This is a genomic window from Crateriforma spongiae (assembly GCF_012290005.1).
In the GTDB taxonomy this organism is placed as follows: Bacteria; Planctomycetota; Planctomycetia; order Pirellulales; family Pirellulaceae; genus Crateriforma; species Crateriforma spongiae.
Window position 1 is genome coordinate 629,265 of sequence record NZ_JAAXMS010000004.1, and the last position, 22,078, is coordinate 651,342.

At 59.2% G+C, this 22,078-nt stretch carries 18 protein-coding genes; 13 read left to right on the forward strand and 5 right to left on the reverse strand.

Going from position 1 to position 22,078, the window contains the following annotated elements; translation table 11 throughout:
* Positions 1 to 289 precede the first annotated feature (289 nt).
* From HFP54_RS13695 to HFP54_RS13720, 6 genes are all read left to right on the forward strand, one after another.
* The gene (locus tag HFP54_RS13695; RefSeq protein ID WP_168565539.1) at positions 290 to 2,158 is read left to right on the forward strand and encodes a carbon starvation CstA family protein; all 1,869 of its coding nucleotides are present in this window, start codon (positions 290 to 292) and stop codon (positions 2,156 to 2,158) included.
* A 74-nt stretch (positions 2,159 to 2,232) separates the two neighbouring features.
* On the forward strand, positions 2,233 to 3,204 hold the full coding sequence (gene trpS / locus HFP54_RS13700; protein WP_168565540.1) for a tryptophan--tRNA ligase: 972 nt from the start codon (positions 2,233 to 2,235) through the stop codon (positions 3,202 to 3,204).
* A 98-nt stretch (positions 3,205 to 3,302) separates the two neighbouring features.
* A complete protein-coding gene (gene acpS, locus HFP54_RS13705; RefSeq protein WP_145298024.1) occupies positions 3,303 to 3,686 on the forward strand; it encodes a holo-ACP synthase in 384 nt (127 codons plus the stop codon).
* Positions 3,687 to 3,926: 240 nt separating this feature from the next.
* Positions 3,927 to 5,123, forward strand: coding sequence for a galactokinase (galK, locus tag HFP54_RS13710; RefSeq protein WP_168565541.1), 1,197 nt, complete (start codon positions 3,927 to 3,929; stop codon positions 5,121 to 5,123).
* Positions 5,124 to 5,276: 153 nt separating this feature from the next.
* Positions 5,277 to 7,910: a sulfatase-like hydrolase/transferase gene (locus tag HFP54_RS13715; RefSeq protein ID WP_390657379.1), complete on the forward strand. Its 2,634-nt coding sequence runs from the start codon at positions 5,277 to 5,279 to the stop codon at positions 7,908 to 7,910.
* Positions 7,911 to 8,013: 103 nt separating this feature from the next.
* On the forward strand, positions 8,014 to 8,721 hold the full coding sequence (locus tag HFP54_RS13720) for a hypothetical protein (protein WP_168565543.1): 708 nt from the start codon (positions 8,014 to 8,016) through the stop codon (positions 8,719 to 8,721).
* An 836-nt stretch (positions 8,722 to 9,557) separates the two neighbouring features.
* On the opposite strand, the gene HFP54_RS13725 is transcribed toward HFP54_RS13720, so the two are convergent.
* Positions 9,558 to 10,661 carry a pyridoxal phosphate-dependent aminotransferase gene (locus tag HFP54_RS13725; RefSeq protein ID WP_168565544.1) on the reverse strand — a complete coding sequence of 368 codons (1,104 nt, stop codon included), beginning with the start codon at positions 10,659 to 10,661 and terminating at the stop codon, positions 9,558 to 9,560.
* A 133-nt stretch (positions 10,662 to 10,794) separates the two neighbouring features.
* On the opposite strand from HFP54_RS13725, the gene HFP54_RS13730 reads away from it, so the two are divergent.
* Positions 10,795 to 11,358 carry a DUF4416 family protein gene (locus tag HFP54_RS13730; RefSeq protein WP_146413640.1) on the forward strand — a complete coding sequence of 188 codons (564 nt, stop codon included), beginning with the start codon at positions 10,795 to 10,797 and terminating at the stop codon, positions 11,356 to 11,358.
* Between the two features lie 22 nt (positions 11,359 to 11,380).
* Here the strand turns inward: HFP54_RS13730 and HFP54_RS13735 are convergent, their stop codons facing one another.
* From HFP54_RS13735 to HFP54_RS13745, 3 genes are all read right to left on the reverse strand, one after another.
* Positions 11,381 to 12,394, reverse strand: coding sequence for a hypothetical protein (locus tag HFP54_RS13735; RefSeq protein ID WP_168565545.1), 1,014 nt, complete (start codon positions 12,392 to 12,394; stop codon positions 11,381 to 11,383).
* Positions 12,395 to 12,469: 75 nt separating this feature from the next.
* The gene (locus HFP54_RS13740; protein ID WP_146414401.1) at positions 12,470 to 13,171 is read right to left on the reverse strand and encodes a hypothetical protein; all 702 of its coding nucleotides are present in this window, start codon (positions 13,169 to 13,171) and stop codon (positions 12,470 to 12,472) included.
* A gap of 245 nt (positions 13,172 to 13,416) precedes the next feature.
* Positions 13,417 to 14,934, reverse strand: a complete 1,518-nt coding sequence (locus HFP54_RS13745) for a hypothetical protein (protein WP_168565546.1) — start codon at positions 14,932 to 14,934, stop codon at positions 13,417 to 13,419.
* Here HFP54_RS13745 and HFP54_RS25970 point away from each other — a divergent pair.
* The 3 genes from HFP54_RS25970 (at position 14,933) to HFP54_RS13755 (ending at position 17,879) form a co-directional block, all read left to right on the forward strand.
* Positions 14,933 to 15,061 carry a hypothetical protein gene (locus HFP54_RS25970; RefSeq protein WP_261346887.1) on the forward strand — a complete coding sequence of 43 codons (129 nt, stop codon included), beginning with the start codon at positions 14,933 to 14,935 and terminating at the stop codon, positions 15,059 to 15,061. The two genes, HFP54_RS13745 and HFP54_RS25970, sit on opposite strands and share 2 nt — an antisense overlap.
* Positions 15,062 to 15,360: 299 nt before the next feature.
* Entirely contained in the window at positions 15,361 to 16,686 is a 1,326-nt protein-coding gene (locus tag HFP54_RS13750; RefSeq protein ID WP_168565547.1) for a trans-sulfuration enzyme family protein, read from the forward strand.
* On the forward strand, positions 16,683 to 17,879 hold the full coding sequence (locus HFP54_RS13755) for a trans-sulfuration enzyme family protein (RefSeq protein ID WP_168565548.1): 1,197 nt from the start codon (positions 16,683 to 16,685) through the stop codon (positions 17,877 to 17,879). Before HFP54_RS13750 ends, HFP54_RS13755 begins: the two co-directional genes overlap by 4 nt.
* A gap of 18 nt (positions 17,880 to 17,897) precedes the next feature.
* On the opposite strand, the gene HFP54_RS13760 is transcribed toward HFP54_RS13755, so the two are convergent.
* Entirely contained in the window at positions 17,898 to 18,866 is a 969-nt protein-coding gene (locus HFP54_RS13760) for a hypothetical protein (RefSeq protein WP_168565549.1), read from the reverse strand.
* A gap of 276 nt (positions 18,867 to 19,142) precedes the next feature.
* Between HFP54_RS13760 and def the strand changes: the two genes are divergently transcribed.
* The 3 genes from def to xseA are packed head-to-tail and all read left to right on the forward strand — an operon-like array spanning position 19,143 to position 21,984.
* Positions 19,143 to 19,727 carry a peptide deformylase gene (def, locus tag HFP54_RS13765; RefSeq protein ID WP_146413634.1) on the forward strand — a complete coding sequence of 195 codons (585 nt, stop codon included), beginning with the start codon at positions 19,143 to 19,145 and terminating at the stop codon, positions 19,725 to 19,727.
* A 22-nt stretch (positions 19,728 to 19,749) separates the two neighbouring features.
* Entirely contained in the window at positions 19,750 to 20,766 is a 1,017-nt protein-coding gene (gene fmt, locus HFP54_RS13770; RefSeq protein ID WP_315853892.1) for a methionyl-tRNA formyltransferase, read from the forward strand.
* A 3-nt stretch (positions 20,767 to 20,769) separates the two neighbouring features.
* Positions 20,770 to 21,984: an exodeoxyribonuclease VII large subunit gene (xseA, locus tag HFP54_RS13775; RefSeq protein ID WP_168565550.1), complete on the forward strand. Its 1,215-nt coding sequence runs from the start codon at positions 20,770 to 20,772 to the stop codon at positions 21,982 to 21,984.
* Positions 21,985 to 22,078 lie beyond the last annotated feature (94 nt).

Below are 22,078 nucleotides of genomic sequence, written 5' to 3' on the forward strand. Positions count from 1 at the left end.
CGGCGCCGCGTGGATCAAAACGCCCGTCATGCCGGGGCGGCATTTTGGGAATCGGGCAAGCCGAATTTTGCCCGCCGGGGCTCCGCAGCGCCGTGTGCGTCCGGTTCGGCAGCGTTAGTATAGGTGGCCACCAATATCCGCCCCAGGGGCGACCATTGCCCGGAATTCCGGCGTCAAAAACGGACCTAATTTCCGGCACCGCCTGAACCTTTTGGCGTGGTGGAAACCGTCCGACGCGTTTGCCGCGACGATCCGCCCGGTCGCCAACCCTTTGCCGTAACCATCGCCAATGAGCACCCTGATTGTCGCCGTCGCTTCGATGCTGGGCTTTCTGGTCGCCTATCACACGTACGGCCGCTGGCTGGCGCGAAAGCTGTTCGCCCTGACCGACGACGCGGTGATGCCCAGCGAAGAATTGCGTGACGATGTCGATTACGTTCCCACCCGGCGTAGCATCGTTTTCGGTCACCACTTCACCAGCATCGCGGGAACCGGCCCGATTGTCGGCCCGGCGTTGGCAGTGTTTTGGGGCTGGTTGCCGGCGCTGTTGTGGGTTGTTTTCGGTTCGATCCTGATCGGCGGTGTCCACGATTTGTCGGCTCTGGTGATCAGCATCCGCAACAAGGGCCAGTCGATCGGCCAAGCGGCGGGGCGATTGGTGTCGCCGCGGGCAAAGATTCTGTTTCTGACCGTCTTGGCGATGGCTTTGTCGGTCGTGCTGGCGATCTTTGGTTTGGTCATCGCGGTGATCTTTGCGTTGTATCCCGAATCGGTGTTGAGCGTTTGGATCGCGATGCCCGTGGCGGTGATGATCGGATGGTGGGTGTACCGTCGTGGCGGCGGGTTGTTGATGCCCAGCCTGATCGGGCTGACGTTGCTGTATATGGCGGTCTATGTCGGCGCCTACGTGATGCCACTGGACTTGGCCGGGATCTTGCCTGCAGATTCAAAGTACTTGAATCCGGTGGTCGTATGGACGGTCATCTTGTTGGCCTATGCCTATGTCGCGTCGGTGTTGCCGGTCTGGTTGTTGTTGCAGCCGCGTGATTACATCAACAGTCTGCAATTGTTTTTGGCATTGGCGTTGATCGTCGTCGGTGTGGGCGTGGCGTCGACCACCGGTGCGGCCGACCTGACGCAGTCCGCGCCGGCGATCGCCAAAGAGATCCCGGCTGATGCGCCACCGATCTTGCCTTTCCTGTTCATCACCATCGCATGTGGCGCCTGCAGCGGGTTTCATTGTTTGGTCAGCAGCGGAACGACCAGCAAGCAATTGGAAAAAGCCGGTGATGCGCAAGCGGTCGGCTATGGCGGCATGTTGCTGGAAGGCATGTTGGCGGTGATCGTGATTCTGGCGTGTTGTGCCGGTGTAGGAATGGGCAAAGTCACACGGACGGTGGGCGAAGACGGCATTGCCTCGTTCAGCCGTCAAGCGGCGACGGGCCAACAGGCTTGGCGAGACTACTATCGCACCGGCGCCGATGGCGATCCCAACGCGGGATGGAAAAAGCAGGACTTGTCGAAGAAATTGGCCGCGTTCATCGACGGCGGAGCGAACTTTTTGACCGCCGTCGGCTTGCCGCTGAAGCTGGGCGTGGCCTTAATGGCGACGCTGGTGGCCTGTTTCGCGGCCACCACGCTGGACACCGCGACTCGATTGCAACGCTATGTCATCAGCGAACTGGCACTCAGTGCTCGCGCACCGGTGTTGGCCAACAAGTACGTGGCGACGGCCATCGCAGTGGTCGTGGGGCTGTCGATCGCCGTGTTCGCCGGAGATCAGCCGGGCAAGGGCGGTTTGATTCTGTGGCCGCTCTTTGGTGCGACCAACCAGTTGCTGGCCGGGCTGGCACTAATGGTCGCGTTGTTTTATCTGTCACGACGCAGCAAGCCGTTGGCTGCGATTCTGTTTCCGATGATCGTGATGATGCTGATGCCGGCCTGGGCGATCACCTATGACCTGTATTGGAACTGGATCCCGTCGGGGTCGACGGTGTTGGTTTTGTTCGGCATCGTGATTCTGGGGCTGCAGGTTTGGATGGCGGTCGAAGGCGTGTTGTTTTGGCGACGATGCCGCGGGGTTTTGGAACCACCGCCGGAGATGCCCGCTGGTCGTGCCGCCCCGCTTCGCGAAAACGTCGCGGTCGCGCAGAATTAGACGCCACAACAACGTCGACCGATGCGTCGATTCACGATCCGCCGTTTTCCGCCCAAACCCGTTCAGTCTGCGTTATGCGTTGTCTTTCCGGTATCCAGCCGACCGGTCGTCCCCACTGGGGCAACTATTTCGGAGCCATCCGCCAGTACATTGATCTGCAAGAGGACAACGAAGGCTTCTACTTCATCGCCAACTTGCATGCGTTGACGACGGTCCGCCAGGCCGATGCGTTGTGTGAAAACACGATCAACGCGGCGATGGATTTGTTGGCGTTGGGACTGGACCCGAAAAAGGCGACGCTGTTCGTGCAGTCGCAGGTGCCGGAGGTCAGCGAATTGTGTTGGATCCTGATGACCGGCACACCGATGGGTTTGCTGGAACGATGCCATGCCTATAAAGACAAAAAGGCAAAGGGGCTGGCGGCCGACGCGGGGCTGTTCAATTACCCCGTGTTGATGGCGGCTGACATTTTGGCCTACGACAGCCAGCTGGTGCCCGTCGGCCAGGACCAGATCCAGCACATCGAAGTCACCCGTGATTTGGCCCAGGCGTTCAACCATCACTTCGGCGAAACGTTCGTCATCCCCAAAGCCCAGACGCTGGTCCATGGTGCGAAGGTGCCCGGGACCGACGGGGAAAAGATGAGCAAAAGTTACGACAACACGCTGCCGCTGTTCGGCGAAGTGAAAAAGATCCGCAAACAGATCATGCGGATCACGACCGACAGTCGCCCGATGGAAGACGCCAAGGAACCCGAAGGCGATCACTTGTTCCAGCTGTTCCAGTTGTTCGCCGAACAAGATCAGATCGACGAAATGGCGGCCATGTATCGTCGCGGCGGCTTTGGGTACGGGGAAGTCAAAAAAGCGGTGGCCGAAGCCAGCGAAGCCTACTTTGCCGACGCACGGCAGCGCCGCGCGGAACTAGAATCTAATTTGGACTATGTCCATGAAGTCCTTCGCGATGGCGCCCGGCGGGCCCGCGAAGCGGCCGCGTTGGTGCTGAGCCGGGCGAAGAAGAATTGCGGACTGCAGGAATCGGTTTGACGTTTCCGGCGACGCAATCGGATCGCCGCGGTTCGATCATGTTGCGGCCCCAGTGACCTTTGGCTCCGCCGGTCTGCTTACAAGGGATGCGACGGGCGATGGCCACACTTGGGATCGGTACCACGATTGTGGAATGTGTCCGGATCGCCAACATGATCGACCGACACGGTGAACAGTTTTTGTTGCGCGTGTACACGGGATCGGAAATCGATCGCTGTGTGGAATCGGCTCAGGCGTCACAGATGTTCGCCAGCCGCTGGGCGGCCAAGGAGGCGACGTTGAAGGCGATGAATTGTTACCGCCAACAGATCATGTGGACGGACATCGAAGTCGTCGTGGATCGCGCGACCGGGCCGTCGATCAGTCTGTATGGGCGAGCCCAGCAGTGGGCTGAAATGCACGGCATTGAAACGCTGCATGTCAGTCTGGCGGCCTGTCGGACTCACGCCACCGCCTACGTCGTGGCGACCGATGAGGATTAGGTGACCGGCTCGGCGAGCGAAATCGATCGGCGACTTTGCTCTGCGATTCTCCAATTCGCCTCACGCCCGACACCACCTGTCACCCGCCGGCCCTCCACCCGCCTACCTCCACCAGCCCGGTGCTTCAAACCGTCGCACAGTGTGCAGGTGTGCGTCAGCGTCAATTGTCGGTTCGCCGGTCGGGTGGTTACACTCGGGGCCCCGCTACTCTCCGATCTCCGCCGATCTCAGGTTTTTCGCATGACTGCGCTATCACCGACCGAATCCACCGAAGCGCTTTGCCGCCGGGCCCGCGACGAATTTGAGTCTCGTTTCGGTCGTCCGGCTACGATCGTCGTCGCGGCTCCCGGTCGCGTGAACTTGATCGGCGAACACATCGACTACAACGACGGTTTTGTATTGCCGATGGCGATCGAGCGATACGTCGTGATTGCGGCCGACACCAACGACGACGATGCGGTCCGTCTGTACAGCGTGGATCTTCGGCAAGACGCCGCCTATCAGACCGGCCATGACCACCAGCCGGGCGAAAAGGGCTGGTCGAAGTATCCCCAAGGTGTCCTGGCGGGTTTTGCGGGGCAGGGCATCGACTCGCTGGCTTTCGACGCGGCTTTCACCTCCAACGTTCCGCTGGGCGGCGGATTGTCCAGTAGTGCGGCGTTGGAAGTCGCCACCGCGACGTTGGTCGAAGCCATCAGCGGCAAGACGCTTGGCCTGGCCGACAAAGCGCTTTTGGCTCAAAAAGCCGAACACGATTTCGCCGGCGTGCCGTGCGGGATCATGGATCAATTCAGCAGCGTCTTTGGCCGCGATGGCGAATTCATGTTGTTGGATTGCCGCAGCCAAGAAATCGAAGCGGTGCCGTTCGCCCGAGACGACGTGTCGATCGTCATCACCAACAGCAACGTCAAACACGAGTTGGCCGGCGGCGAATACGCACAACGACGTCAACAGTGTGATGAAGCCAAGCAAATTCTGGAGGCCGACAACTGGCGTGACGTCTCCGCCGATGATCTAGCACGATGCAAAGACGAACTGGGCGACGAACGGTTCCGACGCGCGCGTCATATCATCGGCGAAATCGCACGAACCTTGGAAACCGCCAAAGCGCTGCAAAGCGGTGATTTGGATACCGTCGGACGGCTGATGTATGACAGCCACAACTCGCTGCGCGATGATTACGAAGTCAGCTGTGGTGAATTGGACTGTCTGGTCGACTTGGCCGAAAAGATCGGCCCCGAGGGTGGCGTTTACGGATCCCGTATGACGGGCGGCGGTTTCGGCGGCTGTACCGTCAGCCTGGTGGATTCGGCCAAGGCATCCGACGTGATCGCGGCCATGGCCGACGGCTACGAAAAAGCGACCGGAAAGACCGCGGACGCTTTTGCCAGTCGCCCCGCACGCGGCGCTCATATTGTTCAAAACGATCTCGGCTGATTCGCTCAATGCGAATCCCTGTGAACAGATTTTGCCGTCTCGGATCGTATGTCTGTCATTGAACGATTTTGCGTCGGGGTTCAATCCGGCGCATGATGCCCCCATCCCACCTTGCTTCCCACCCCATCTTTCCCGACGGGTCTTGGATCCATGATGCGCATTTTGCTGGCTGCCTTTTTCGCGGTGTCTTTCGCTGCCACGTCGATCGGTCTTGCCGACGACCGTCCCAACGTTTTGTTGATCCTGGTGGACGACCTGAAGCCGGCGATCGGCGCGTTCGGCAACGAAACGGCCCAGACGCCGAATCTGGACGATCTGACACGTCGGGGCATGCGTTTCGACGCCGCATATTGCAACCAAGCCGTTTGTGCACCGTCCCGGTTCACGTTGATGTTGGGATCGCACAGCACGTCCACGGGGCTGTACGGGCTGGGCAATCGGTTGCGTGAATCGCATCCCGATGCGGTAACGATGCCCCAGCATTTTGCCGCAAACGGGTATCGCACCGAATCGTTGGGCAAGGTCTTTCACATCGGACACGGGAACATCGGTGATCCCGAATCGTTCCAGGTGCCGCACTTCAAAGAAAAAGTGATCGAATACGTCGATCCGGCCAGCACCGATGGCGGCAATCTGACTCGCGAAGAAGCCTTCTTTACCAACCAGAAATTGGGCGAAATCAAGTCGCTGCCTCGCGGCGCCGCCTATGAATCACCCGACGTCGCCGACACGGCCTATGCCGACGGACGGGTCGCCGAAGAAACCATCCGGCGATTGGAAGCCGCCAAGAAACGACGCCAAACCGAGGGCACACCGTTCTTCATCGCCACCGGTTTCGCGCGACCGCACCTGCCGTTTTCGGCCCCGAAAAAGTACTGGGACCTGTACGATCCGGCCGAGTTGCCCATGCCGGACAACGAGCAGTTACCACAAGGTGCACCGGAGGTGGCCGGCAAACGCGGCGGTGAAATCAGCAATTACAAGCCGGTACCGGAAGAGCGTGAGGCGTCGTACAGCGATGATTTGAAACGGAATCTGATTCACGGTTATTACGCGGCGACCAGTTTTGTCGACGCACAAATCGGTAAAGTCGTCCAAGCGGTCGACCGACTAGGCTTGGACGACAACACGATCATCGTGCTGTGGGGCGATCATGGTTTCCACTTGGGCGATTTGGGCATTTGGACCAAGCACACCAATTATGAACAAGCCAATCGGATTCCCATCGTGATTGTCGCGCCGGGAATCGCGGAGCCGGGATCGTCCACCGGTCAATTGACCGAGACGGTCGACATTTATCCGACGCTGGCGGAACTGGCCGGCTTGCCGAAACCCACCGGTCCACAGCCGATCGACGGTGTCAGCTTGGTGCCGGTGTTGAAAGACCCCGATGCGCGTGTTCGCGATCACGCTTACCATGCGTACCCCAAAAAAATGATGGGACGCGCGATTCGTACCGACCGCTATCGCCTGGTCCAATGGAAGCGAATCGGGGCACCCGACTTGGACGCGGAATACGAACTTTACGATTACCAATCGGATCCGCTGGAAACGAAAAACTTGGCCGCCGACATGCCGCAAGTAGTGCGTCGCTTGTCGGCGATTCTGGCAACGTACCCACAGGCTGTCCCGCGAGCGGGAACGAAATCTGCCGCCGGTAAAAAGAAGAACGGCAAGGGGCAAGCCAAGCCAAAGGCCGCTGCGGTGGACGCCCAATCGTCCACCATCGCCGGTCGCTGGTCAGCCAAGCGTGCGAACAATTGGTACCGCCAAATCGATTGGCCACTGGGCGCCAACTTCGTCCCGTCCACCGCGATCAACCAACTGGAAATGTGGCAGGAAGCCACCTTCGATCCGGACACGATCGACCGCGAATTGGGCTATGCCGAAAAGATCGGTATGAACACGATGCGGGTGTTCTTGCACGACATTCCTTGGCGAACCGATGCCGAAGGATTCTTTCGCCGTGTCGACCGGTATCTGGAGATCGCCGATTCGCACGGTATCCGTACGATGTTCGTTTTCTTTGACGGCGTCTGGCATCCGAACCCTGTTGCGGGTTTACAGCCACAACCGTTGCCCGGTGTTCACAATTCCGGCTGGGTCCAATCGCCCGGCCGAAAGATCTTGGACGATCCCGCCGGGCAGGACGCACTGAAGCCTTATGTGCAATCGGTGCTGCGTCGCTACGCCGACGATTCACGAGTGCTGATCTGGGACTTGTTCAACGAGCCGGACAATGGCAACGGAAACTCCTATGGCCTGGCCGGCCAGAACTTGGAATTGAATCCGGATGTCAAACGACAGCGGGCCCAAGAACTGTTGGAAAAAACGTTCCGCTGGGCTCGAAAGGTCAATCCGTCACAACCGCTGACGGTCGGACTATGGACAGGCGACTACATCAATCGTCCGCGACCGATCGACCGCTTGGTGCTGGACAACAACGACGTCCATTCGTTTCACACCTATGGTGGGCCGCAGACGGCGCGTCGCAAAATGGAGGGTCTGTTGGCTCTGGGGCGACCTTTGTTGTGCACCGAATACATGGCGCGTGGCAACAACAGCACCTTCGCCGGCGTGTTGCCGATCCTGAAGGAACTGAACGTGGGGGCGTACAACTGGGGTTTCGTCAACGGCCGGTCTCAAACGATCTATCCTTGGGATTCTTGGCAAGCCGCCTACACGTCGATGCCCGATCCTTGGTTTCACGACATCTTTCACACCGACGGTCGGGCCTATGATTCGGCCGAAACGGACCTGATCCGCCGTCTGAGCGAATCGAAATAGTCGTTTTCGTGCGGGTTTTCGGATAAATCGGGCTTTCGCGTCCCTTGGTGAACTTCGTATCACGCCAGACGCACCTGCCGGCTTTCCCGACTCGAGCTTCACGATGAAACGACCGCGATTCCGTCCGTTTGATGTCCAACAAATCCTGAAACGCCTGACACCCATGGTGTGCTTGGCCGTTTTCGCTGCTGTGACGTTGACGTCCACCCAGTGTGGTTGCCTGGGAATCGCCGCCAACCTGATGCACGCGGTGGGAGCCGACAAAATCCCGCCGGAATACGAGAACTACAAAGACCTGAAAGACAAACGGATCGCCGTCGTCACGCTGACCGAAGCCAGCCGGTACAGCAACGACACCGCCAGCCGTTTCTTGAGCCGCCAGGTGGGGCAAATCTTGACCAGCGAATTGAAAGACTTGCGTCTGGTTCGCGAAGACGAAGTGCAACAGTGGCGCGACGAAAACGGCTTTGACAACATGGAATTTGCTCAGCTGGGCAAAGACCTGAAAGCGGATCGAGTGTTGGTCGTTGACGTGACAGATCTTTCGCTGCGTGACGGCCAGAGTCTTTATCGCGGCCAATGCAGCGCGACAGTCGAATTGATCGATCCCGCCGACGGCAGTTTGTTGTTCTCGCGAGACATCGACGAGTTCACCTATCCGGAGAACGCCGGCCAGCACGTCAGCGAAACGACGGAAACGAAGTTTGAAAAGCTGTACCTGTCGGTTCTGGCTGCTCGCGTCGGCCGACTGTTCCACCCGTATGATTTCGGTGAAACCGTCGCCCTGGACGGCATGATCGCCAGCCAGTGACCGTGCGGGCGAACCCAAAGTCGCCTTTCGCTCCGCCGAAAGAAGCGTTGTTCCGTTGGTCCTAAACCCGCGGCTAGCGCCTTGCGGCGCAGGAATCAGCGGCAAAGCGCTAGCCGCCGGTTCGGTTAACAACCAGTCGAAACAGGACGCTACAGAACCCGCGGCTAGCGCCGTGCGGCTCACAGAGTCGCCTTTCGCTCCGCCGAAAGAAGCGTTGTTCCGTTGGTCCTAAACCCGCGGCTAACGCCTTGCGGCGCAGGAATCAGCGGCAAGGCGCTAGCCGCCGGTTCGATTGCCAACGAGTCAAATCATGACGCTACAGAACCCGCGGCTAGCGCCGTGCGGCTCACAAAGTCGCCTTTCGCTCCGCCGAAAGTAGCGTTGTTCTGTTGGTCCTAAACCCGCGGCTAGCGCCGTGCGGCGCAGGAATCAGCGGCAAGGCGCTAGCCGCCGGTCCGGTTAACAACCAGTCGAAACAGGACGCTACAGAACCCGCGGCTAGCGCCGTGCGGCTCATATGGTCGCCTTTCGCTCCGCCGAAAGTAGCGTTCTTCCGTCAGTCCTAATCCCGCGGCTAGCGCCCTGCGGCGCAGGAATCAGCGGCAAGGCGCTAGCCGCCGGTCCGGTTAACAAGCAGTCGAAACAGGACGCTACAGAACCCGCGGCTAGCGCCGTGCGGCTCACAAAGTCGCCTTTCGCTCCGCCGAAAGTAGCGTTCATCCGTTGGTCCTAAACCCGCGGCTAGCGCCTTGCGGCTCATGAAGTCGCTAGCGTCGGGCGTGTTGGCGAAGTTTCCCGAACCCGTGGCTGGCAAAGAAACGCGACCCCACCACGAATCACGACGCCAGTCGATTCAGAATCTCAATTCCCCGGTGCAACGTTTCGTCACTCGCGGCAAAACTGATTCGGAAATGAGAATCCCGTTCGCTGAAGATATTGCCGGGAATGATCAGCAACCCCGCTTCGATCGCGCGGTGCACGAACGCTTCGCCGCTGGATCCAGGGGCTTTGGGAAACGCATAAAACGCGCCGCCGGGTTTTTCGATTTCGTACTTTTCCGATAACCCCTGCATCACCAAATCACGTTTGTGGCGGTAATCATCGATGTGTCCGGTCAAGGGAACGTTCAACGCCGACAGCGCGGCCCATTGTGCAGGCTGAGGGGCGCAGACGAACGAATACTGCTGAATCTTCAGCATCGTCGCGATGATTTCCGACGGTCCGTGGACGTATCCGACCCGCCAACCGGTCATCGCATGACTCTTGCTGAAGCCGTCGATCACGATCGTCTGGTCGTTGTCGGTCGCCGGCGAATAGAACGGCGCGTCGTACATGAACTGGGAATAGATTTCATCGGACAACAACGCGATGTTTTTGTCTTTCGCCAATAACGCCACGTCGCGCAATTCTTGTTCCGTCGCCGTCACGCCCGTCGGGTTGGCCGGGCTGTTGACCAGGATCATCTTGGTTTTGTCAGTGATGGCGGCTTCGATCCGATCAACGTGCAGCCGAAAATCGGGATACGAATCGACCGGTACGGGAACCCCGCCACACAGCCGAATCAGTGCCGGGTACATGACGAAATAGGGATCCATGAAGATCACTTCATCGCCCGGGTCGATCATCGCCAGCATCGACAACACCAGTCCGCCGCTGGTGCCGCTGCTGATGAAAACGTCGCGGTCGTCGTGCCGGAATTGTTTCTGTACGCGATTTCCTATCGCATCACGCAGCGGTGCGATCCCTTGCGTCGGGGAATAGGCGTTCTTGCCGTCACGGATGGCTTGGATCGCCGCGTCTTGGATGGGCTGCGGCACATCAAAATCCGGCTGACCGATCGACAGATTGACCGGGTCTTTCAGTTTGGCGGCCAGGTCAAAGACTTTGCGAATACCGCTGCTGTCGAACGTCGTGGTGCGCTGGGCGATCCAAGGGTGCATAGGGTTTCCGGCGTCGGATAAGATTCAATGATGGCGAAAGGTCGAACGGCGTAGGATTCTAGTCGCTCGTCCCGATTTCGCGCAGCCGACCAACGGCTGGTTCTGTTCCCCGGCATTGAACCCAACGGTTATCGTGAGCGATCTGCGTCCCGTCGAACCGGTCGTACGCATTTGCGGCGTCATCGCAAAACAGGCAGCGTGGCGTCAGGAGGCGATTGATTGGCTGGTCCAGCGTTGGGGGCCGGTTTGTGAAACCAGTCAGCCGCTGGCCTTCGAAGCCGGCGGGTTCTACACGCCGACGATGGGCGATGGCCTGGTCAAACAGGTGGTCGCTTTTGAGGGCTTTGCGGATCCTGCCGGACTGGCACCGTGGAAGACTTCGACCAACCGGTGGGAATCCGAATTAGCCGAACGGATCGACGCCGATGTGCCGCGGCCGATCAACTTGGACGTCGGCTACATCACCCAAGCCAAGTGGGTCTTGGCGACGGTCAAGGATCGGGACCACCGGATGTATTTACGTGACGGCATCTTCGCCGAAGTCACCTTGAACTACGTCGGCCGGCGGTGGATCCACCACCGCTGGACGTATCCCAGTTATCGCACGGATCCGATCGCCGATTTTGCGATGCGTTGCCGTGATCGTTTGCGTGACCACATTCTGGCCAACGGGCTGACGCGAACCGTCACGGCTTGAATCGCTTGGCGATCGTCCGGATTTAGAACCCGATTCCGAAGGGCCCCAGTGGTCCGATCGGGATGTCGATCCGCAGACCTCCCAGCGGTGCGACCGGAACCGGCGGAACGGCGTAGCCGCGATAGAAGTAATCGCGGGGACCATAGATCGGCCCATAGCCGTAACGATAGCCGCGTGCCGGCGGATACGGGACGGCGACACCGTAGGGTGCGATTGGTGGAGCGGGAATGTCGATCTCCAATTCGAATCGTGGACGCGCCGGCACGTATCGGTATTCCTCGGTGATCGATGGGCGATACGACGAATACGGATCGATGGTGGCTTCGGGCACCGGCATCACCGGCCGCGCGATCACGCGGTCGCCGCCGGATTGGATCGGCGCCCGGCCGACGACGCGACCACGGGTCGACGGCGACCAAGTTTCCGGGGTGATTCCGGCACCTTGTTCCCAGGGTGAGAGCGCCGTATAGACTTCGCCCGTCAAAACGTCACGCAGTTGACGCACCGCGTTGAATTGATCGGTCGGCATCCCTTGGCTCATCACGTCGCGGATCGAACGTTCCAGCAAACGCAACGACTGGCTCATCGCGCGAATGGTTTCAATGCTTTGTTGATCGTCTTGGTCGGCCAAATCGCGAACGTCTTGTGCAACCTGATTGACGGTGAACTGCCACTCGTCGGCACGGTTCACGCTGCTGGGCAAACCACGGATCAGTCGCGAAAGCCGATCGATCGACTGAACCAGCTGATCAAACTCGGGCGTCGAATCATCGGCTGCCTCGGCGGAATCGCTGGCCCGCCGCGTGTTGTCGGTGTCGGTCGCTGCATCGGCCGAGTCGTTTTGGGATGGTGCGTCAAAGACGGCGCCGGATTCGGCGTCGGCGCCCGACAGTTCATCCGGTTCACCGACCGGGGCCGGCAGTTCACCGCCGTAGGTGATTCCCGGGGCAATGTCTTGGCCGCGGGCCGAATCGACACCGGCAAACAGGCAACCGGCCAATGCCAGTGCGGCGTATCGTTTCAATTTCGTGCACACTTTCGAAGGTCTCCCGAAAGTCATCTGGGGTGGGTCCGAATCGGTCGGTTGCAACGATCGTGCCGCTGGGGCGAATTAGCGCAAACTGATCGTTTTTTGCAGTGGTTGCAGAACGCTTTCAATCAAATACTCGTCGACCAAATCGCGACAAAGTGACGACAGGCGATCAAATTCAGACACATACGTCTCGGTCGGAGCCAAGCTGTCGTAACGGCGGACCGTCAAATAAACGCTCAGCTGGTCTTCGGTGAATTCGCCCGTGCGGATTTGGTACGCATTGGTCCTTGATTCAAAGCCGATTCGGCACTGTGTTCGGCATTCTTCGTCCAGCGAAAACTGGATCGCCGGTTCATTCGATAATACCTTGCCATAGGGCAGGTTGGCGAATTTTTCCAAGCCCGGCGCGATGCCGATCGCCTCGGTCAGGATTTCGTTGTGGTTGCCTTTGTAGGCAAAGTCGAACCCCAGCATCACGCTCAGCGATTCGCAATCCAGGGGGCTGACGGACAGTTCATAGGGCACCAAATCCAAAACGGCCCGGTGTTGCTGGCACGCCGAATCATAGGATTCCGGATTGACCACGCCGCTGTTGACTCGCTTCGTCTCCGTTCCGACCCAGCGATACGTGCCGTTGTCCTTTTCTTCTTCCAGGACAAACTCGTTCGGCTCGCGACTGTAGAAGTTGACCATGCTGGGATAGCGACGACGAACCTGTTCAAAATAGTGCAGCACCGATTCGCGGGTCTGCGGCAGGCTCATTTCGGTGCTCAAGTTCATGTTCACGTAATACTCGTCGCAGTAATCGCTGTATCCAAGCACGTGGCATGTTCCTTTCGATCATCGATTTATGAAAAAGTGACGGTGTCGCGGTACGACGGCGACACGTCAATAAGATGGGCATTGCCCGACAAGGTTGTGGACTTGTTCGTGGCCGAGTCCACACGGCCAGCACCGTGACGCGTCCAAAACGGACGAGCAACGGGCATGTTCAACGGAAGGGGCGTAACGGAATATCGAGTTCATTATGGTCGATTGGGCTGATCTTGCTGGTCGCTGCTGCCAGGCTGATCGGCGTCTTCTGGCTGATCAGTCGGGTCAGACGGATCGCGGTGACGACGGACCAATTCGTCGACATTCCGGCGAATGTTGCGTCGTAACTGTTTTGTCTTTTCGTCCTCGATGACCGGCAGGACCAGCCGGTTGTAGTCCAACCCGACTTGGCGATAGTTAGCGTCTTCGGGGAATCCGATGTCCATGGTCGAACGCCCCAACAACCCCGCCACGGTCGCCATCGCAACGTCGCTGACGCGGACGTCCAGCAATGATCCGTCGCGGATCTGGTTCAGTCCCAACATGCGATGGTCGTCCAAAAATTCAGTGACCTTCAAGACCTGGTCGTCACGGTCGAAGCGTACCAGCGTGGCCATCGCCTGGACCAAACTTTGCGGTTGGTCGGTTTCATCCAGTGTCCGAACGGCCAAATCACCCGCCGCGGGTACATTGCGATCCGACGCGTGGAACAGCCATTCGGGGCGATCCGAATCGGAAGTCTTCAGCAAAAACGATCCAAACAAATTGGTTCCGTAAGATCGCGATGCGTTCCCGTTCAACAACAATCCGCCTTGGCTGCGACGCAATTGGTTCAGCATCGCGCGCTCGGTTGCCAGCTCCGGTGCAAAATCTGGGTCGGCCGCCGCCATCAGCAATGCCGTCAGTGCGGGACGAGTGTCGGGGCCCATCACCGAACGGAAGTTGGCGTTGGGCGTGTTCAAAGCCTTTTGAATCGCCCGGCGTCGGTCGTCCGTGGTTCCTTCCAGCGAACGCAGCAGATCAGGAACCTCGCGGTACATCATCACCACTTCGCCACGAACCCAACCGGAATCCCCCATCAGCTTCTTCGCGACCGACCAGCCCGGCATGTCATTTCCGGTACCCGCCAGGAATGCCGTTTCGATCGAACGTTGATACTGATCCTCCAGTCGAGCCAGCAGGCGGCCCAGACGCAGACGCACTTCCGGGTCACCCGATAGAGCTTCGCCGCGTTGCAGAATCGGAACGATCGGATAACCGCTTTCCAACAGACTGGACGATGCTCGTTCGCGGACGGCAAAGTCGGACGATCCCAGTTGGTCGATCAACGTCTCGATCGTCTCCAACGCCGGACCAAACTGTTCGGCCAATTCTTGCCGACTTTTCAATCGTGGCGATGTCGCATCGGATGTTTCCCGATCGGGGCTCTCCGGTGCAACCTCTTGTGTGTTCGCATTTGGCTCGTCACTGGCAGATTGCGAACGCAGCGGTCCGGTGACCGATCGCCACTGGCGTTCGGGGTCGGCTTCGGCAAAGACCTGTTCGTACCGATCGGGCGACAGCGGCGCGATGTGGGCGATCGGTTTCGGTGGTGATGTGCTGGCTTCCGTCTGGCCGGAGGAATCTGCCGGATTCGACGACGCCGACGGGGGCGTGGTGGCTTGCTGTGCCACGACCGAAGAGTCTGGAATGCCGGCCATCGTCAACGCCGCCCAAGCGAAGGCGGTCATGATCGGCGACGTTGCTGTGCGACGCGGATGCATTTCGCGTTTAGTCACGATCATGGCCTCGATGATGGAAAACGCGGATGTCGAACAGGAGAAACCAGACTTCGGCGGGGCGGTCGCGGCGGCGTGAGCGTTGCGATGCAGTCGATATCGGTCGGGCAGGGCGATGCAAGCTTTGCGGGCCCGGTGGTCGGCGGCAAGGAGTTGTCGATCGGAGAAGTGAACGAAAGGGGGACGACGTCGGCACGGAAAAGGCAAGATTGCATTTTCACCCACATTCGCCAGCTTGGAAAGTGGAAAAGGGCTTGCTGGCCAGATTCGGCCCGGCTAGTCTTGGCGATCGTCGGATCTGGGGTCCCATTCAGGTTCGACTCGTATTTTAGGGATTTGCGGCCGCTTGCAGCCTTACCTGCTAAAGAGCCAATCGAGATGTCATTGAATGTCGATTTCCGGGCCAACGGCTCGGGCGACTCTGCGGGAGTCGATCTTTCTGAACCAACCGCCAAGGCGAATGCCTGCGAAATCCAGCGGTTTGGTATTCCCGGCGATTCTTCGCCACGGCCCGTGCCGGTGACGCATCCGTCGTCGTACGGATTGTCCACGCAGTGCGTTCATGCGGGCGAACCCCGGCAAAAAGCCGACGGTGCGATCACCACGCCCATCCACACCGCGTCGACGTTCACGTTTTCGTCCACCGACGAGCTGATCGACTTTGTCGAAGGTCGTCACGAGCGTGAAGAGTACGGTCGATACGGTTGTCCCAACGAGAAATCGGTCGAAGCCAAATTGGCGGCGCTGGACCGCGCCGAAGACGCGATCTTGTACAGCAGCGGCATGTCCGCCTTGGTCGGATTGTTGATGACGTCGCTGGGCCAAGACGACGAGATCGTTTTCTTTGACCAGTGTTACCATCGAAGTCGACAGTTTTGTGCCCAGCACTTGGCCCGGTTCGGTGTCCGCACCATCCAAGTCCCCACTGGCGACATGGATGCGATGGCCGCCGCCATCACCGACCGTACCAAATTGCTGGTCAGCGAATCGCCCACCAACCCACATTTGACCGCGATCGATCTGGACGCCTTTGCGGACATCGGTCGGCGGTTCGGTGTGAAAACCTTGATCGATGCCACGTTGGCGACACCGGCCAACGTCCGGCCGCTGGAACATGGCATCGATTTCGTTTTGCACTCGGCAACCAAGTACTTGGGCGGACACAACGATTTGCTGGCCGGTGTGTTGTGCGGTCGCAAAGAAGACCTGGACCCGGTGCGGGCGATGCGCGGATGCCTTGGCAACATCAATTCGCCACACAACTTGTATTTGCTGGAACGCGGCTTGAAGACGTTTGACCTGCGGATGCAGCGTCACAACGAAAACGGCATGGCCGTCGCCCGGTTTTTGCAGCAGCACCCTCGGGTCGATCGAGTGTTTTATTTGGGGTTGCCCAGCCATCCGACCCACGCGATTGCCGCGGCGCAGATGTCCGGCTTTGGCGGCTTGGTCACGTTCACAATCAAGGATGCGGATTGGCGACAGACGTCCCGTGTGGTCGACGCGACGCGAATTGCGCGAATCGCACCCAGCCTTGGCGGCACCGAATCGTTGATCGAGCAGCCGTACGTGATGAGCTATTACCACTACACGGCCGAGGAACGTCGGCAATTCGGCATCACCGACAACATGATTCGCTTTTCATGCGGGATCGAAAATTCGGATGATCTGATCGCAGACCTGGATCAGGCGTTGTCGGCATGAGCGAAGGTGACAACGCACGCTCACGCAAGACAAGCTTTTGCACCCGAGCAATCCACGTGGGTAACGGTTTGGACCCACAGACCGGTGCCGTCGTCCCGCCGGTGCATTTCGCATCGACGTTTCGCCAACCCGGTGCCGGCCAGTGGGGCGAATTTGATTATTCCCGCAGCGGTAATCCGACGCGCGGAAGGTTGGAAACCACTTTGGCAAATTTGGATTCCGCGGTCGGCGACGATGAATCATCCGGCGGCGGGGCGTTGGCCTTTTCCACCGGTATGGCGGCGATTCATGCGGTCACCATGCTGTTGCGATCGGGCGATCACGTCATTGCCGGCAGCGACCTGTACGGCGGTGCCTATCGATTGCTTCACAAAATTTGTGATCGTTCCGGCATCACGCCGACCCTGGTCGATGCCACGGATCCGGCGGCGATCGAAGCGGCCATCAAGCCCGAAACGAAGCTGATCTGGGTGGAATCGATCGGCAACCCTCAGATGACCGTTCCCGATTTGGCGGCGATCGCGGCCATCGGTCGGCGTCATCAAGTGATCACCGCAGTCGACAATACATTCGGAACGCCCGCGCTTTGCCGGCCTTTGGAATTCGGTTTCGACATCGTGATGCACTCGGCCACCAAGTACTTGGGCGGGCACAGCGACGTGCTGGGCGGGACACTGGCGACCGGACGCGAAGACGTTTATCGCGAATTGGCCTATGTCCAAAATGCAACGGGTGCGGTGATGGATCCGATGTCCTGTTTTCTGGTGGCTCGGGGGTTGAAGACGCTGGACCTGCGGGTGCGACGACAAAGCGAAACGGCGATGCGTTTGGCGTTGTGGCTTTCCCAGCATCCGCGTGTGGCTCGGGTGTTGTATCCCGGCCTGGAAGACCATCCGCAACACGACCTGGCCCGATCACAATTCGATGGTGCTTTCGGCGGCATGTTGACGTTCGAATTGGATGCGTCGTTGGAGACGACCGCAAAGGTATGCGAATCGACGCAGTTGTTTCATCTGGCGGTCAGCCTGGGTGCGGTTGAATCTTTGATCGAACAACCCGCGACGATGTCCCACGCCAGTTACGACGCGACCGATCGTGCAAAGTTCGGCGTCACCGATGGGCTGATCCGTTTGTCAGTGGGCTTGGAGTCCTTTGACGATCTGCGTGACGATTTGAACGCGGCGATCGGTTGAACTGTGCTGCCGTGCGATTCACGCGGCCCACCGCACGTGCACCCAAAGGTCGTACCCGGCCTTGCGCCAACGCCGGAAACACCACCGGTGGACTAGAAACGCGAATCCGTCGGCCACCAGATAGTGGAACCCGGAAATGCCAAGGACCATCAACAGGTTGCTTGCGTTCATGGAAATCATGATGGACAGTTGTCCGGCTATTTGGAACAACCAAGCGAGAATCACGAATAGGAACGCCCACATCCAAGACCAACCGGCCCCGCGAAACGCCGCGGCCCAGGCGATCAATACCGGCGGAAAGATGTACGACGCATAGCCGAACAGCATTTGCCAAAAGTTTGAATCGACGATGTCGTCGGCGTCCCAATACCATTCCACCAACGTCCGATAAACACGTTGGCTTAGAAACACGCTGGCGGTCAACAAAGTGACGGCCATGATGCCGGCGATGGTCCATTGTCGGTTCGGCAATATCAATGGTTGGTTTCTTGCAACCAAGTGAGTCTGCACGATGGGCGCCGCGGCGGCCATGACAAATGCGGACAAGAATAAGCTCAGTAGCTGTGATTGACTGACCATCAAGACCATGACCCACCGGTTGATGGGATTCAGTTCCGGATAGCTCGGGACCACCGCTCGCAATCCCATCACACCCACGATGACAATCGCGACGGTCAGCCATTGATACCAGCGCAACAGACGCGGCACGGGCCATAGCGCCGCGATGACAACTTGCACGGTGACGACATTGGCGATTTGTTCGGCGATGCCGGAAGCCGGAGCAAACGCCCACATCCATTGTGAGCTTGTCGAGAAGAACGGTGACCGGTTTCGAAGCCACATCATCACGGACGCCAAAATGGTCGCGATGGCGAACACCGCCAGAAGTCGGCCGAGTGCCGTCAATAGCGATCGTCGCGCATCGTCAGACTCGCGCGATATCCGGTCGCCGACGGGCAGCGAGTTCGCTTCGCGGGTTTCTGACATCGGCTCACTTGTTTCAAACGGCATTTTCCGGGTCTTTTGAACAACGCAGGCTAGCGGAACCACCTGTGCGTTGCTGCCCCGATCGGCGGTCGCCGGATGGATTCACTGTCAATCGACTGCTGCGTCGGCTCGCTCGGCTGACTGAGTGCCCGGGTTCGCCGATTCGGCTGGGGCTCCCCAGGCACCGATCAATCGGTCATCCTTAGCCGTTGGCCCGGTTCGTCCCGGGTCGCTCGCTGCCCTCCCAAGCCCGCCGAAACGATTCATCTGGAAATCATGCCGCTCGAAGTCATCAAGTACCCCCACCCGACGCTGCGATACGAAAGCAAGCCGATTCGCCGCGTCGACGCCGAATTGAAATCCATAGTCGCGGAGATGCTGGATTTGATGTACGAATCCGAGGGTGTCGGGTTGGCCGCCAACCAAGTCGATCTGCCGCTGCGGTTGTTCGTCTGCAACCCGACGGGCGTCCGCGGCGAGGGCGAAGAACTGGTCGTCATCAATCCCGTGATCAGCAAACCGCGTGGCACCGAATCGGGCCAGGAAGGCTGTCTCAGTCTGCCGGGAATGTATGGCCAGGTGAAGCGATCCAAAACGATCCGCTTGTCGGCGTTCGATTTGCAAGGCAACGAAATCGATCGCGTCTTGGACGGCTTTTTCGCTCGCGTGGTCCAGCATGAAAACGATCACTTGAACGGCGTGCTGTTCTTTGACCGCATGCCCGAACAAGCGACCAAGGAATTGATGCCGGCACTGGACGAATTCCAAGCCGATCACTTATCGCGACAGCGTAGCGGTTCGCTGCCGTCGGACGAAAAATTGGTCGAAGCGTTGTCGGCGTGGGAAAAGAAATACGCCTGAGAAAAACAAAGGATGTCTTCCAGTGGCTGATTCCAAGTTGCGGCTGGTGCTGATGGGCACCGGACCGTTTGCGGTCCCGTCGTTTGATCGCATCGCCGATGGTCCCCACGAAATCGTCCAGGTGATTGTGCGCCCATTACCGCCGGTCAAAAGCCGTGGTGGTCCGCCGCCACAACCCGTGGCCGACTGGGCAGAAAAGCGATCGCTGACCGTGATTCGTCCCGACAGTATCAACGACGATGAAACGGTACAGCAGCTTCGATCCTTGCGTCCGGATTTGCTGGTCGTATGCGACTATGGCCAGATTTTGAAACCCGCGGCGTTGGAAACCGCACCGCTGGGTGGAATCAATCTGCACGGTTCGCTGTTACCCAAGTATCGCGGCGCGGCTCCGGTTCAACGTGCCGTGTTATCTGGCGATCGTGAAACCGGCGTTACCGTGATTCACATGACGCCGCGTTTGGATGGCGGCCCGATCTTGGCGCGACGAGTGACCGAGATTCGTGACGATGAAACCGCCGGCCAACTGGAGCAGCGCTTGTCGACGATCGGCGTGGATGCCACGGTCGAAGCGATCGACCGGTTGCTGGATTGGGATCAAGAATCAGTCATCGGCGATCCACAGGATTCCTCGCTGGTCAGCAAAGCACCACGACTTTCCAAGGCAGAGGCCCAGATCGATTGGCAACAGTCCAGCCGCATGATCGATTGCCATGTCCGCGGGATGCAACCGTGGCCCGTGGCGTTTTCGTTCTTTCATCCGGGCAACGGTGGCAAACCGGTTCGGGTGCAGATCCGCCAGGTCACGCCCATGAGTGACAATGGCCCAGGCCAGTCGCAACCGGGCCATTTGGTATCGGGTGAAGGATTGTGTGTGGCCAGCGGCGACGGCGTCTTGCGGATCGATCAGATCCAACCGGCCGGCAAGAAACCGATGACCGGCGCGGCGTTTGCCAACGGCTATCAACCCGGACCCGACGCCTGTTTCGCAGCCACTTGCGGTGATGCGGCGGTCGGTGGCAAAGGCGGGACGACTTGATCAATGGCCGAATCACCCGAACGCATTCTGTCGGTCAGCGAACTGAATGGCCATTTGAAAGCGGTGGTCGAAGCCACGTTTCCGCCGTTGTGGGTGGCCGGGGAGATCAGCGATCTGGCCAAGCCGCGCAGCGGCCACATGTACTTCACGCTGAAAGATGAAGATTCACAGATTCGTGGCGTCATTTGGCGCAGCACCGCGGCACGAATTCCCTTCGACCTGACCGATGGCCAGGCGGTGTTGTGTTACGGCGGGCTGGAAGTCTATCCGCCTCGCGGCACCTACCAGATTGTTGTTCGAAAAGTCCAACCGCAAGGCGTCGGCGCGTTGCAACTGGCGTTCGATCAATTGCGGACCAAGCTGCAAGCCGAAGGATTGTTTGCGGCCGAAAGAAAACGAGATCTTCCGGTGTTTCCCGCACGCATCGCGGTGATCACCAGCCCGACCGGTGCGGCGATTGCTGATTTCTTGCAAGCGGCGTCGGCGCGATATCGTGGCACGGAAATCTTGATCGTGCCGGCTCAGGTGCAAGGCGTGGGCGCGACGCCGTCAATCTTGGCCGCGTTGGATGCGGTCGACGCGATGTCGGATCCGCCCGACGCGGTGGTCCTAACGCGTGGCGGCGGAAGTCTGGAAGACCTGTGGTGCTTTAACGACGAAGCCGTCGTGCGGCGGGTGGCCGATTTTCCACTGCCCACCGTGTCGGCGATTGGTCACGAGATCGACGTCACACTGTGTGATCTTGTTGCCGACGTGCGCGCGTTGACGCCGACCGATGCGGCGACCAAAGTCTTGCCGGATGCCAATGCTTTGGCCGGTGCCATCGCGGGTTGGCGTGAACGGCTGAGCCAGCGGATGCTGAGCCAGATTCGTGAACATCGATTGCGTTTGGACGGACTGTCCAAACACTCGGTGTTGAAGAGTCCGATGGAGTTTCTGCATCACCGCAGTCGCATTCTGGACGAACTGGACAGTCGCGGCCGCGTCGCGATGGAGCGTCGTTTGCAAGCTGCCGAACGCCGGGTGGCTACCGCCGCAAGTTCGCTGCACGCGCTTTCACCGCTGGCAGTGTTGGGCCGCGGGTACAGCCTGACCTATGGCCCGGATGGAAACCCGATGACCGATGCCACATCGGTCAAGCCAGGCGACGTCATTCGCACGCGGCTATCGGAGGGTCACATCGAATCGACCGTTCAGTCGATCAACGATGCGAAATAGACCGCCTGATCGGCTGTGATAAAAAATTTCACACGGAATTGCCTGCCAACCATCCTTATCAAAACCGGCGTACCGCAGTGCTGGCATTTGGTAA